At 59.5% G+C, this 14,271-nt stretch carries 11 protein-coding genes; 10 read left to right on the top strand and 1 reads right to left on the bottom strand.

Features of this window, described 5'->3' with window-relative positions; genetic code table 11:
* Positions 1 to 157: 157 nt before the first annotated feature.
* Positions 158 to 343 (bottom strand): hypothetical protein, encoded by a 186-nt coding sequence (locus ACQ4W6_RS10680; protein ID WP_436567173.1) that lies wholly within the window; start codon positions 341 to 343, stop codon positions 158 to 160.
* 363 nt (positions 344 to 706) lie between these two features.
* Here ACQ4W6_RS10680 and ACQ4W6_RS10675 point away from each other — a divergent pair, with 363 nt between their 5' ends.
* The 10 genes from ACQ4W6_RS10675 (at position 707) to ACQ4W6_RS10630 (ending at position 14,267) form a co-directional block, all read left to right on the top strand.
* Positions 707 to 1,663: a VOC family protein gene (locus tag ACQ4W6_RS10675; RefSeq protein WP_436567172.1), complete on the top strand. Its 957-nt coding sequence runs from the start codon at positions 707 to 709 to the stop codon at positions 1,661 to 1,663.
* A gap of 555 nt (positions 1,664 to 2,218) precedes the next feature.
* Positions 2,219 to 3,949, top strand: coding sequence for a DUF1302 domain-containing protein (locus ACQ4W6_RS10670; protein WP_436567171.1), 1,731 nt, complete (start codon positions 2,219 to 2,221; stop codon positions 3,947 to 3,949).
* 35 nt (positions 3,950 to 3,984) lie between these two features.
* Positions 3,985 to 5,343: a DUF1329 domain-containing protein gene (locus ACQ4W6_RS10665; RefSeq protein WP_436567170.1), complete on the top strand. Its 1,359-nt coding sequence runs from the start codon at positions 3,985 to 3,987 to the stop codon at positions 5,341 to 5,343.
* Positions 5,343 to 6,458: a WD40/YVTN/BNR-like repeat-containing protein gene (locus tag ACQ4W6_RS10660; RefSeq protein WP_436567169.1), complete on the top strand. Its 1,116-nt coding sequence runs from the start codon at positions 5,343 to 5,345 to the stop codon at positions 6,456 to 6,458. Before ACQ4W6_RS10665 ends, ACQ4W6_RS10660 begins: the two co-directional genes overlap by 1 nt.
* A 15-nt stretch (positions 6,459 to 6,473) precedes the next feature.
* Complete coding sequence (locus tag ACQ4W6_RS10655; RefSeq protein ID WP_436567168.1) at positions 6,474 to 8,903, top strand: efflux RND transporter permease subunit; 2,430 nt, start codon at positions 6,474 to 6,476, stop codon at positions 8,901 to 8,903.
* 21 nt (positions 8,904 to 8,924) lie between these two features.
* A complete protein-coding gene (locus ACQ4W6_RS10650; RefSeq protein ID WP_436567167.1) occupies positions 8,925 to 9,914 on the top strand; it encodes a LysR family transcriptional regulator in 990 nt (329 codons plus the stop codon).
* A gap of 77 nt (positions 9,915 to 9,991) precedes the next feature.
* Positions 9,992 to 11,647 carry a methyl-accepting chemotaxis protein gene (locus tag ACQ4W6_RS10645; RefSeq protein ID WP_436567166.1) on the top strand — a complete coding sequence of 552 codons (1,656 nt, stop codon included), beginning with the start codon at positions 9,992 to 9,994 and terminating at the stop codon, positions 11,645 to 11,647.
* A 79-nt stretch (positions 11,648 to 11,726) separates the two neighbouring features.
* On the top strand, positions 11,727 to 12,623 hold the full coding sequence (locus tag ACQ4W6_RS10640) for a LysR family transcriptional regulator (protein ID WP_436567165.1): 897 nt from the start codon (positions 11,727 to 11,729) through the stop codon (positions 12,621 to 12,623).
* A 39-nt stretch (positions 12,624 to 12,662) separates the two neighbouring features.
* Positions 12,663 to 13,025: a Rieske (2Fe-2S) protein gene (locus tag ACQ4W6_RS10635; protein ID WP_436567164.1), complete on the top strand. Its 363-nt coding sequence runs from the start codon at positions 12,663 to 12,665 to the stop codon at positions 13,023 to 13,025.
* Positions 13,026 to 13,280: 255 nt separating this feature from the next.
* A complete protein-coding gene (locus tag ACQ4W6_RS10630; protein ID WP_436567163.1) occupies positions 13,281 to 14,267 on the top strand; it encodes a fumarylacetoacetate hydrolase family protein in 987 nt (328 codons plus the stop codon).
* Positions 14,268 to 14,271 lie beyond the last annotated feature (4 nt).

Below are 14,271 nucleotides of genomic sequence, written 5' to 3'. Positions count from 1 at the left end.
CGCAGCACAGGACAGTGACGCGATATTCGAGTCAGTTTGTCTTTATGATCACGTACTTGGCAGGGACTCCCGCGCGAAGTATGCTGCCGCCATTTTTACGATATCGCGCTCCATGCGGGCTTCTGCGAACTCTTTACGAAGCTTGCTTACCTTGGCCTCAAGTTCGGGTATAGAGCGGCTGCCAGGAGCTACTTTGGACGACGTGCCGCGCCTTGCCGCTGACCAGCGTTCCCTTGGGAATGGCGAGGCGTAAGGCGGCGCCTTCCTGCGTCAGGCCCTGCGTCAAGAGCAGCTTTGCCGCTTCTTCCCGAAGCTCTGACGTGTATGTTGCTGAGCGTTTCATAAATTCTCTAGTTGGTGAAGTCTATCAAACCAGAGTGTTCGAAAAAGCCAGGGAACATCAGGTTGACTCTATTTGATATATGTGAAGAATTCATCGGCCCCGTATCATTCGATTCTGTGAATAGCTGCGTGCAACCAAAAGCGTTTTACACCGGGGTGAGTGAGTCGTATCTTCAACGGTATTAAAAAATAAAGGTCTTCAGGCCATTGTGCCCGGGCGAATTCGGGGCGCAACCGGCATCTACGCGTCGTGCTGGATCACTCTCCGGCGATGAGCGATACAACATTTGCCTCGCATTCCGATCGGCGTATTTCGCCAGAGCGGTGGCCCGCACCTGCCCAAATTTACAAGGAGAGAAAGAAAATGAATATCATCGGACCGGATGCATTGGTATTTGGCGTGGACAATGTCGCGGCATGCGCTCAGTACTTGAAGGACTATGGTTTGTTTCATGTTGACGTTACTGAACAGGGAGGGCGTTTCGAAGCCCTGGATGGCACGGCGATCGTGATCGCTGCTTCGGATGACCCTGCATTACCGCCTTCGATGGGTACGGCCTCGTGCCTGCGCAAGACGATTTATGGCGTAGCTGACAGCGCCACAGTCGATGCGATCGCATCCGAGCTTGGCCGCGACCGCGAAGTCAAGCGCTTCGTCGACGGCTCGATCGAAGTGGCTGACGACATGGGATTTGTACTCGGCTTTCAGGTGACGATACGCCGCAAGATTGACGTCAAGGCAGAGGCCATCAATTCACCCGGCTCGCAGCCAGGCCGCCCGGTGAATGCGCTGGGCGCAATCGAAGATGCCGATTGCACACCTTTGACCTTGTCCCATGTCGTGTACTTCGTGCCGGACGAGGTAAAGGCGGCAAAGTTTTACACCGAGCGCCTGGGTTTTCGCTGCACCGACCGCCTTGACGGCGCGGGATCGTTCCTGCAGCCTGCAGGCACCGTTGACCATCACACACTGTTCCTGATCCAGACGCCACCATTCATGAAGGGCGTCGAGCATTTTACCTTCCATATGTCCGGTCCGACGGCCGTGTTGCAGGCCGGATACCGCTTCGTCGCCAAGGGCTACGAGTCGTTCTGGGGGCCGGGTCGCCATCGCATGGGTTCTAACTGGTTCTGGTATTTCAACAGTCCATTGGGCTGCCACGTCGAGTACGACGCCGACATGGACCACCACGACGCCTCCTGGGTGGCACGCGATTTGCCGGCGGGCGCCGACGCTTCGCAGCTGTTCCTGTTCAAACAGACCGACAAGTGGGCTCCGTCCGGCCCCCCTCCGGCGGCCCAGGCGCAAAAGGCGGCCTAATGCGTTATAAGGCTTAATAGGCATCAAAGGCGGCATATCCTTGCCGTCATTCTGAAAATGAACTGCGGCCGCGCCGCGCCTTTGGGCGCTGGCGCGCGCTGGTGCTGGCGATTGCCAGCGCGGCGCAACGCCAATCGCAGCGACAGGTCCAGGCGACGCTGTGACAATGCTCGTGCTTGACTCTGTTCACTCTGGACAGGCAATTCCGGAGCTTCGCTCCCGGTACTGTGGCAAATGTTCCCAACCTTAAAAAAATGAGACCGCTGGGTCATGTCGGGTCGGATCGCGATCGGCATGCCTTGTGCCCGCGCCGCACAACCTATGCCTGGGTCGGCCCCGGTCCGGCACGCCTGACACTCCTCACGTGATGCGGTGATACCTCTGATTTGTCAAAAATACCAACTCTGATTTAGTCCGCGTGACATTTCTCTTTCGGTCGATTGCAACTAGCATCGTCGAACGGGTATGCAATCAAAGTGCGACATGAGCAGGTTTCGATCGGACAGTACCCAGAACGGTAATTGCCGTGAAAAATCATAACTATAAGGAGGAACAATGGAAGAGACTAACATTCAGAGATGCGTGCCTGGACGGGGGTGGCTGGAAACCGTGCTGTCGAAGCGCCCGATCGCTGTGGCCGCTGCGGCGCTTCTGGCGACGTCGTCCGCGTCCGCGTTCGAGTTCAATACCGGAACGCCGGATCTCAAGCTTCGCTGGGACAATACGGTCAAGTACAGCAGTGCATTCCGTCTCAAGGATGCCTCTGCGATGCAGACGACAATTGGCGAAAACACCATCAACTTCGACGACGGCGATCGTAATTTCAGCAAGGGCCTCATTTCGAACAGGGTCGATCTGTTGTCCGAGCTGGACCTGACTTATCAGAATGTGGGGGCCCGTGTTAGTGGCGCCGCATGGTACGACTCTGTCTACAATCGCGCCACGGACAACAGCTCGCCCTTCGGCGCTACCTACAATCCCATTTCGGTGCCGAATACGCAGTTTCCAAACGCCACTCGCGACTTGCACGGCCGCAAGGCCGAGTTACTCGACGCCTTCCTGTTCGCCAAGGGCGAGGTCGGCGGCATGGCCGGTGCCGTTCGTGCCGGCCGGCATGCGTTGGTCTTTGGCGAGACCCTTTTCTATGGCAGCAATGGTATTGCCGCAGCCCAGCAGCCGATCGATATCGTGAAGGCGCAATCGGTTCCCAATACCCAGTTCAAGGAATTAATACGGCCGGTTGGTCAAGTATCCGGCCAACTGCAGTTGAACCCGGACATGAGTATCGGCGGCTACTATCAATACCGTTGGCAGGCACATCGCCTACCTGCGGTCGGCAGCTATTTCTCCTCTGCCGATTTCCTGGATCAGGGAGGTGAGCGACTGTTCACTGGGGTCGATCCGGCGACAGGACGCCTGCTTGCCGCAACACGTGGCAGGGACTATCGCGCCAAGGACAGCGGCCAGGGTGGCTTCCAGTTCAAATGGACGCCGGAAGGCGGCGCGGTGGATCTTGGCTTCTATGCCGCCCGCTATAACGATAAGGCGCCCCAAGTGGTGCTGCGTCCGGCGCTGGGCGATTATGGACTGTACTACCACGAGGGCATCCGCACGGCCGGCGTCAGCGCCAACACCACTGTGGCCGGCTTTAACGTGGGCTTGGAAGCGTCGGTGCGCCACAATACGCCGTTGAGCAACACCGCCACCGCCGACTTGTTCGGGGTAGTGCCCGCCGCTTTTGGCGGTCCGCTCGCCGCGGCCGACAACCGCGATAACGTCACTTACCCGGTTGGGAAAACTGCGCATCTGAATATATCGATGTTGGCCACGCTGCCTGCCAGCAGGGTCGCACAGGAGGCCGCGCTGGTCGCCGAGATCGCATGGAACCGGGTGACGAGCATTACCCGCAATGCCAGCGCGATCGATCCGAATGCGCAGCGCGATGGCCTTTCCATGCGCGCGGTGTATACGCCGACTTACCGCCAAGTCTTGTCCGGGCTGGATGTCGACGTACCGATCGGCATTGGCTATACACCACAGGGCCGCTCATTGGCGCTGGGGCCATCCTTTGGACCCGACAACGGCGGCGACATCAGCATCGGACTGAATGGCGTGTACGAGAGCGCTTGGTACTTCGGTCTGACTTACACCCATTACTACGGCGGTGAAGCGACGAACGCCACGGTAACGCATGCTCCGCAAAATCAGCCGCAGATAGCCTTCAATTTTCGTCAAACGCTGAAAGACCGCGACTTTATTTCGTTGTCGGTACGTCGGGCATTTTGATTTCAAGCAATTCAATAAACAAAAAGGAGACAACAATGAAAATTACCCTTGGCCTCATGATGGCGTTGCTCTGCGGCGGCCTTGGCTGCGGTGGCATAGCGTTGGCAGCAGTATCGACGAATGAAGCGGCGGAGTTGGGCAAGAACCTGACCCCACTAGGCGCGGAAAAAGCTGGCAACAAAGATGGCAGCATACCGGCGTGGGACGGCGGCTATATCAAGCCGTTGCCCGGCTTCAAAAATGGCGGCCGGCGCGACCAGGATCCCTATGCCAGTGAAAAGCCGTTGTACTCGGTCACTGCCAAGAACATGGATCAATACGCCGACAAGCTGACTGACGGCACCAAGGCGATGCTGAAGAAGTACTCCAGTTATCGGCTGGACGTGTATCCCACCCATCGCACGGCGGCGGCGCCCCAGTGGGTGTATGACAACACGGCCAAGAATGCCACCCGCGCCAAGCTGAACGAAAACTTGGTGCCTACCGGCGCGTACGGCGGCATTCCGTTCCCGATTCCGAAAAGCGGCGCTGAGGCGATGTGGAACCACCTGCTGCGCTGGCGTGGCGCGGACTGGCAGTTCGATATGCAATCGGTGCTGGTCACGGCCGATGGGAAAGCCGTGTTGACGGTCGACGCGCTGGGTGACCAGAGCATGCCTTACTACTACAAGGATGGCTCGCCAGACAGCTTCAATGGTGCCTACTGGCTGCTGCGGCTAGTTAACGCCGGTCCGCCGATACGCGCCGGCGAAGCCATTCTTGGGCGCCTGAACATGAACCCTGACAAGGATCAGACATACGTCTATCTGGCCGGCCAGCGGCGTACTCGCAAGTTGCCGAATGCCTGCTGTGACACGCCGACCCCGTCCGCCGCAGGCGTCATGGCGTTCGACGAAATTGAGGTGTTTGGCGGGCGCATCGACATGTTCGACTGGAAGCTCGTAGGGAAAAAGGAGATCCTTATTCCGTATAACACTAACAAATCGCTGAAGCCGACCAGTTACGGCGAAATGCTCGGCCCGAAGCATCTTAATCCCGACTTCGTGCGTTGGGAGCTGCACCGTGTCTGGGTGGTGGAATCGACGTTGAAGCCGGGCCTGCGCCATGTCGCGCCGAAGAGCGTGTACTACATCGACGAGGATACCTGGCACGCGGTGCTGGGCGACCGGCGCGATGCCAACGGCCAGTTGTGGAAGACTTTGTGGCAGTTGCCGATGATGATGCCGGATTTTCCAGCCACCACATCGATGACGTTCGGCTTCTACGACCTGTTGTCGGGAACCTGGTTCGTCAGCAGCAATGGTAACGGAAAGGCCAGCCATTACAAGCAGATGCCGCAGTACTCCCCATCCACCTTTACCCCGGAAGCGCTATCCGGCGGTGGATTGCGCTAATGCGCGCGGTGACCGCAGCGGAAACAGGAACAATGATGAAATGTTTCAAACTGATGGTGCAGAACGTCTGCATAGCGCTGGTTCTGGCGCTCCCGCCAGCGGCGGCGCTGCATGCGCAGGGAGTGGCGGCGCCGCTCAACCGGCCCGCGACCATGACAGCCCACGCCGCACAGTCCGCGCTGATGGACCTGGCGCAGGCGGGCGGGCGGCTGGTGGCAGTCGGCGAGCGGGGTATTGTGGTGCTGTCGGATGACCAGGGCAAAACATGGCGACAGGGGCGTTCTCCGGTCAGCGTAACGCTGACAGCGGTGCGTTTCATCGACGCTCGGCAGGGATGGGCCGTGGGGCATGCCGGGGTGGTGCTGCACAGTGCCGATGGTGGCGAAAACTGGGTGCGCCAGCTCGATGGCGTACAGGCGGCGCGCCTGGCGCTAGAGGCGGCCAAGGCTGGCATGGCGGCGGAGGCAACTCCGCGTGCGCACAAACGTTTGGATCAGGCCGAGCAGCTGGTGAAGGATGGCGCTGACAAACCCTTCTTCGATCTCTATTTCGAGAACGACAAGACGGGCTATGTCGTTGGTGCCTACAACATGTTCTTCGGTACAAACGATGGCGGAAAAAGCTGGCAACCTTTATCCGAACGGCTCGATAATCCGACAGATGCGCACCTGTACGCTATCCGCGCCGCCGGCGCTAAGCTCTATATCGCCGGCGAGCAAGGCTTGCTGCTGCGCTCAGATGACAGTGCACGCAGCTTCACACGCCTGGCTTCTCCGTACCAGGGCAGTTACTTCGCGCTGAGCGCCTATCCCTCTGGCGAACTGATTGCTGCTGGCCTGCGCGGCAACGCCTACCGTTCGACCGACCATGGCGCCAGTTGGGACAAGCTGGAACTGGGGGCGCAAGCCTCTGTTCTCGCCACGGCCTTAAGTGGCAAGGGGAGGCTGCTGCTGGCCACGCAGGCTGGACAGATTCTCGAAAGCCAGGATCGCGGGCGAACCCTGCGTGCGATCGCCAGCAATCTCCCGCCTCTGACGCAACTTGCCGTGCTTCGCGACGACAGCCTGGTCGCCACCAGCCTGCGCGGCGTGTTGCGTATTCCAGCACAACCATGATGATGTGAGATTTGCATGAATCCTAATAAAACGCCGACCCAGCCGGTGATTCAGAGCCTTGAGCAATTCGATCCCCGCTCTGGCTCGATCGTCGAGCGCCTGCTGTTTAACAACCGTTTGATCGTCATAACCATCTGTCTGCTGATCACTGCGGTGCTGGGCTTCCAGGCCACCCGTCTGCAGCTCAACGCCAGCTTTGAAAAAACCATTCCGACAGGTCACCCATACATCGCCAACTATCTCAAGTATCAGAAGGAATTGAGCGGGCTGGGCAACGCGGTGCGCATCGCGGTCGACAACGAGCGCGGCACGATTTATGATCGCCGTTATCTCGACACCCTGCGCAAGATCAACGACGAAGTATTCCTGATTCCAGGTGTCGAGCGCGCAGCCATGAAATCGCTATGGACCTCGAATACACGTTGGGTAGGGGTGACGGAAGAAGGGCTGGAGGGGGGGGCGGTGATTCCCGACGGGTACGACGGCTCCGAGCGCAGCCTGCAACAGCTCGGCGCCAACATCGCCCGATCCGGTGAAGTCGGCCAAATAGTGGCGCTCGATGCCAAGTCCAGCGTTATTTACGTGCCATTGATGGCGCGCTATGCGGACGACCGGCCGTTCGACTACGTCGCATTTTCGGACGCACTGGATAAAATACGCGTCAAATACCAGGCCGATGGCATCGGTATCCATGTCACCGGCTTCGCCAAGCTGATTGGCGACCTGATCGATGGCCTGCGCGAGGTATTGCTATTTTTCGTGGCCGCCATCGTGATTGCTGGCGCTATGGTGTTCTGGTATACGCGTTGCATCCGCAGCACCATCCTGGTGGTGGCCAGTTCGCTGGTGGCGGCGGTGTGGCAATTGGGACTGTTGCCGAGTTTGGGCTACACCCTGGATCCGTATTCGATGCTGGTCCCGTTCCTGGTGTTCGCCATCGGTATGAGCCATGGCGCGCAGAAGATGAACGGCATCATGCAAGATATCGGTCGCGGCACGCATAAACTGGTGGCGGCGCGGTTTACTTTCCGCCGTCTGTTCCTGGCCGGGCTCACGGCGCTGCTGGCCGACGCAGTCGGCTTTGCCGTGCTGCTGATAATTGATATCCAGGTCATCCGCGAACTGGCGGTCGCGGCCAGCCTTGGCGTGGCGGCGCTGATCTTCACCAATCTGATTTTGCTGCCGATCCTGCTGTCATACACCGGTGTCAGCGTGCGCGCCGCTGCGCGCAGCCTGCGCGACGAGGAGCGAGCGAGCGAAGGCGGACAACGCCATGCCATGTGGCGCTTCCTCGATCTGTTCACCCAGCGCAAATGGGCACTGCTGGCGATCATTTGCTCGGCAGGGATGGCGTTCGCCGCCGTCGCGGTGAGCCATCACCTTAAAGTCGGCGACCTCGATCCGGGGGCGCCCGAGTTGCGTGCCGAGTCGCGCTACAACCGCGACGTGGCTTTCATGACCACGCATTATGGCGCCAGCAGCGATCTATTCGCCGTCATGGTCAAGACGTCGGGAGAAAGTGGTTGTACTGGATACGATACGCTGATGCGCGTCGATGCGCTGGAATGGGAACTACGCCAGATCGATGGCGTGGAGTCGACCAATTCCCTGTCGCTGCTGAACCGCCGCGTGATGACTGGGCTAAACGAGGGCCACCCCAAATGGTACGACCTGGTCAAGAACCAGAAGATGCTCAACTTCATCACCGCCTCCGCGCCGCGCGGGTTATACAACGAAACCTGCGACCTGTTGACGGTCTATGCCTACCTCAAGGACCACAAGGCCGATACGCTTACCCGTGTGGTCGATCGAGTGGAAAGCTTTGCCCGCGACAACAATAGTAAGGATGCGCAGTTCCTGATCGCGGCCGGCAGCGCCGGGATAGAGGCGGCAACCAACATCGTCGTCAAGCAGGCTTGGCACGACATGCTGTTCCTGGTTTATGGCGCAGTCATCATCCTGTGCTACATCACCTTCCGTTCCTGGCGCGCGGTGGTGGTGGCGGTGCTGCCGCTGATGCTGACTTCGGTGCTGGCGGAGGCATTGATGGTTGCCCTTGGCATGGGGGTAAAAGTGGCAACGCTGCCCGTGATCGCATTGGGGGTCGGTATCGGCGTCGATTATGCGCTCTACATCCTCTCGGTGACGCTGGCCCACTTGCGCCAGGGAAAGAGTCTGTCCGAGGCTTATTACCAGGCGCTGCTATTTACCGGAAAAGTCGTGATGCTGACCGGCGTGACCCTGGCGGTCGGGGTGGCGACATGGGCTTTCTCGGACATCAAATTCCAGGCCGACATGGGAATCTTGCTGGCCTTTATGTTCCTGTGGAATATGCTCGGTGCCCTGGTGCTGTTGCCAGCGCTCGCACATTTCCTGCTGCCACAAGAGGCGTTGCATGCCAAAAAGGGACTGCAGGGCGGGAAAATGGAAATCAAGGCTGCATAGCGCTGGCCCGAAACGGCAGCCATGCGCACGTTCAATGATGGGACAACGATGATTTCCACTATGACATCCATGACGCTGCCGATCCTCGATCTGCGTTGGGGGGTATTTGCAAAAGTCGCGGAACTGGGCAGCCTGACCAATGCGGCGCATGCAATCAACAGCCCTGTGTCGGCGATAAGCCGCCAGCTCGCCCAGCTGGAAGGATACTGCGGTGGAAAATTATTCAGGCGCACCGGCCGCGGCGTGGTGCTGACCGAGTTCGGTGCGGTGATTTACCAGCGTATTCGGCCGTTGATCATCAAGACCGACCAACTGGTCGACGATATTGTTGCCACCCACAGCGTTGCCATTGGCGAGGTGCATGTCGGTCTGCTGCCATCGGCCGTACCTGCATTTGCAAGCAAAATTTTTGCTATGGTGCAGCGCCAGTTTCCCCGTATCCGCTTGCATCTGGTGGAAGGATCGGGCACCCAGCTTGAGGAGTGGTTGAGCACGGGGCGGCTGGATTTGGCTTTGCTGCTGCGGGAGCGCGCATTGGAGGATCTGGACGAGCCACGCCTGCTGAGCATCGCACTCAGCCTGATCGGCCCGACTGATGATCCCGTGATTGCGCAGGGACAGATTGCTTTTGCCGCGCTGGAGGGGTTGCCGTTGATTCTTCCAGCCCAGCCTCACGTTCTGCGCCGGCGGCTTGACCTGCTGGCACGGGAGCGCGGTATGCGGTTCAGCGTGGCGCTGGAGGCGGACACGATACAACTGCAGCGCGAGACCAGCGCGACCGGCCTGGGTTACGCCATCGTCGCCTCGCTTGCCGACCCTTCGGCCGGCCTATCCCGGCTGGGCGCGGCGCGCATTGTCCAACCCGAGCTGACCCGGCATATCGTTTTGGGCACTACCCAGCATCGTCCACATACTTTGGCGACGCGCTGTGTCGCCGGTGTCATCAGAACCGTGTTCGCCAAGGATGGGGCGGCGCACCCAGGTTTGCCGGAAATTGCTGGCATGGCCTGACCGCCGGCCCGAATGGACCGCGTCGACTAGCGTTCTACGCGCGCGGCAAGACCAAAACTATAACAGGAGACCCAATCATGAAGATGTTTGAACGGTGGAAAATCGCCACCCGCTTGCGCGCAGGGCTGGGCGTGCTGGTGGTGATGCTGATGATGGTATCGTCGCTCGGAATTTCGCGCATGGCGGAAAACCAGCACCGCGTTACCGAGATCACCGAAGTTAATAACTTGAAATCCAGACTGGCGACTACGATGCGCGACTCCGTGTATGAAGGTATGGTCCATCTGCGCAATGTGGCATTGGTCGGGTCGCTGTCGGCCATCCAGGAGGAATTGGCTCAGCTCAATGAACAGCACAGGCGCTACGTGCAAGTCCAAGGCAAGCTGGCCAGCACGTTCTCAGGCCATTCTGCAGACGCGGTTCGGGAGCGAGCCTTGCTGCAGGAAATACGGCAAGCCCAGACTGCGGCGGGACCATTGATTGCGCGGGTCGCTACCATGGCTGCGGCGAACCAGGGAGACCAGGTGTACCAGGTGTTGGTCAATGAATTGCTACCGGTCCAGGCGCGCTGGATGCGTGGACTCGATGCGCTGATCCGTTACGAAGAAGCGCTGAGCGACAAGGCTGCCAAGGACGGCCAGCAGTCCTATGAGAGCGCCCGTTTGCTGATGCTGCTGATGGGATCTTTTTCCGTAGTGCTGGCGGTGATCGTCTCCATGCTGCTGTCGCGCAGCATGCTCAGGCAACTGGGCGGCGAACTGGGGTACGCAGTCGACATTGCGGAACGCATTGCCGCAGGCCAGTTGGAGGGACGGATCGCGACCCGGGAAGGTGATACGCGCAGCCTGCTGGCGGCAATGAAGAAAATGCGTGACAGCCTTGCGGGCATCGTCAGCGAAGTGCGCGAGAAAAGCGAAACCATCGCCGCCGCCACCAGTGAGATCGCATTTGGCAATCTAAACCTTTCATCCCGCACCGAGCAGCAGGCCAGCTCTTCGCAGCAGACCGCGACGTTGCTGGTGCAATTGACGACGACCGTTCAGCGTAACGCGAAAAATGCAGACATGGCGCACGCGATGGCAAAGACCGCCGCCGCCGCGGCAGGCAATGGCGGCGAAGTGGTGGGACAGGTTGTCAAGATCATGGATACAATTAACCAGTCCGCAAACCGTATCGTGGACATTGTCGGGGTCATTGACGGTATTGCGTTCCAGACCAACATCTTGGCGCTGAATGCGGCTGTCGAGGCGGCGCGCGCTGGCGATCAAGGCCGTGGCTTCGCCGTGGTGGCGTCCGAGGTGAGGGCGCTCGCGCAACGCTCGGCCGGCGCGGCCAAGGAGATCAAGCATTTGATCAACAATTCGGTGCAGGAAGTTGGAATGGGCCTACAGCTGGCAGGCAAGGCCGGAGGAGCGATGAACGAGATCGTGTCAGGGATCCGGCAGGTAACTGAGCTGATGGCCGAGATCGCCTCGGCGAGCCAGAAACAGAGCGCCGACATCGGACAGGTAGGTACGGCGATGGCGCACATCGACGACGCGACCCAGCAAAACGCCGCATTGGTCGAGCAAGCCGCCGCCGCCGCCGAAAACCTGAAAGTGCATGCTGCGGAACTAGCGCGGCTGGTCAGCGTGTTCAAGTTGAGCCGAGGGCCGGAAGGCGGCGTGCCGCATCCGGCGCTCCAGCTCAGGCAACCGCTGGACGAGCAGCCAGCGTTGATGTGCGAAACATGATGAGTTTGTGGTACAGGGGCGTGCGCAGACTGGAGTACACTCTTCATGATATAAACAAATTTCCAATGAAGCCCTGAACATGCTGCCAATTCTTGATTCGCGCTGGTCCCTGTTTGCAAAAGTTGCTGAGTTGGGTAGCTTGACCCAAGCGGCGAATGCCCTTAATAGTCCGTCGTCCGTGATCAGCCGCCAAATTGCACAGCTGGAGACGCAATGCGGCGGAAAATTGTTTCGTCGCACGGGGCGGGGAGTCGTCTTGACCGAATTCGGCGAGGTAATCTACCTGCGTATACGCCCACTGATCACCGAAACTGATCAATTGGCTGACGATATACTCGCCACTAGCAGCGTGCCGATCGGAGAGGTGCACGTAGGTTTGTTGCCGTCTGCCGTACCCATCATGGCGGGCAAGCTGTTCCGTGCCACAATGGCGAAGTTTCCCCGCATCCGCTTGCACCTGGTGGAAGGATCAAGCGCCCAGTTGGAAGAGTGGCTCAGTACCGGCCGGCTGGACATTGCCTTGCTGCTCAGGGAAAGGCCGGTGGAAGATCTGGATGAACCTATCCTGCGCAGCATTACCCTCGACCTGATCGGCCCGGTCGACGATCCGCTGATCGCCTCGGGACAGATCGCCTTCGCCGCGCTGGAAGGCTTGCCGTTGATCTTGCCCGCTGAACCGCATGTACTGCGCAGGCGGCTCGACCTTCTGGCGCGGGAACGCGGCATTCGTCTGACGGTGGCACTGGAGGCTGACACCATCCAGCTACAGCGCGAACTTAGCGCAACTGGCATCGGTTATGCCATTGTTGCCTCGCTGCCCGAGCCGGCTGGCTGTAGTTCCGGGCTGGCGGCTGCGCGTATTGTCCAGCCCGAACTGATACGGCACATCGTCCTGGGTACCACGCAGCATCGCCCGCACACGCTGGCAACGCGTAGCATTGACGGTTTGATCAAATCATTGTTCGCCGATGTCTGAGTGCGTCTTCTTGAGCCTGGCCATCACGGCGCCCTGGTCATGAGCATGCGCCGTTACCGGCTGTGCATGGCGGACGAGATCTGCGAAGGACAGGCACGCGGCTTTGACCCCCTGGCTACCGGCCGGGACGTAATGTTCGTGGTACGCAAACAAGGTCGCCTATACGCCTACCGCAATGCCTGTCCGCATATCGACGGGGCGCCAATGGCGTGGGCCCGTCATCAATACCTTAACGCCAATGGCAGCCGTATCGTCTGCAGCGCGCACGGCGCGCAATTCGACATCGAAAGCGGTGTTTGCCTCTTGGGTCCATGCCTGGGCCAAGCGCTTGAACCGATCACCATCGAACGCGCCTGCGACAGCGAGCTGTACATCTTGCTGCCGGCGTCAGTGGCAAGCTGACTTGCCCGGCGTTCAGCCATCTCAATAACGCAAAGCTGCTTTCCCACGGCGCGGATTGCTCGCGTCGCCCCGCCGACTTAAGATTTTCATTCCCTGCGAGGAAACATCAACGCCCCTGATCCGGCTACGCCGGCTTGCGGGCGCGGTACCGGCTGGCCGTTCGCACTTCGTAGATCAACGGTCCGATGCCTCGGCCAAGCCGTGATCGTGATCGTCGCTGAAACGATTTACATAACGAAATGATAAGGAATATCGATGAAACTGGCATCTCTAAAGAATGGCAAGGATGGCCGACTGGTCGTTGTCTCGCGCGACCTCCAGTCGGCTGTTGCCGTTCCCGCGATTGCGTCAACGATGCTCGATGCGGTCGAGCGCTGGGACGAATGCGCGACCAGACTGTCCGAGGTGTACCTGCAATTGAACGCCGGGAAGGCGATTGGCGCATTCGCCTTCGACCCCTTGCAGGCCGCCGCTCCGCTGCCGCGCGCGCCCCAGTGGTGCGACGGTTCAGCATTTCTGAACCACGCCAGGTTGATGGAAACAGCTTTCAAGCTGCCACCCATCCCGGACCTTGAAACGATACCCTTGATGTATCAAGGCGCATCGGACGACCTGCTGGGTGCGCACGACGACGTGCCTCTGCCGGACGAAGCTGACGGCATCGACTTTGAAGGCGAGTTCGGCGTCATTGTCGATGCCGTACCCATGGGCTGCACAGCGGCCGCCGCGCGGGTGCACGTCATCCTGCTGCTCCAGATCAATGACGTCAGCCTGCGCAGCATGGGCCCGCGCGAGATGAAGACCGGTTTTGGTTTCTTGCATGCGAAGCCGTCTTCGGCCTTCGCGCCGGTTGCTGTGACGCCGGACGAACTGGGCGACGCATGGTGTGATTCCCGGGTTCAGCTTGATCTGCAGATCGCCTGGAACGGAGTCTGGTTCGGCAATCCGAACGGGGCGGAAATGAGTTTCGGATTTGATCAACTGGTCGCGCACGCATGCAAGACACGGCGCCTCTCGGCCGGCACTGTGATTGGCAGCGGCACCGTGTCGAACGCGGATCGCACCAGGGGCTCGGCCTGTATCGCCGAACGACGCGCCATTGAAATGATCGAGCGCGGTGTGCCGACGACCTCTTTTATGAAGTATGGCGATCGTATCCGAATGGAGGCGCTGCTCGATGGCGCGTCTGTGTTCGGTGCTATTGACCAAGGCATCGTGCCTGCAAACATTAATAAGGAATAACTCC

Source organism: Janthinobacterium woesei (assembly GCF_051380875.1).
In the GTDB taxonomy this organism is placed as follows: domain Bacteria; phylum Pseudomonadota; class Gammaproteobacteria; order Burkholderiales; family Burkholderiaceae_D; genus Janthinobacterium.
The sequence above is the reverse complement of the archived record's forward strand: the minus strand, read 5'-3'. Positions and strand labels throughout refer to the sequence as shown.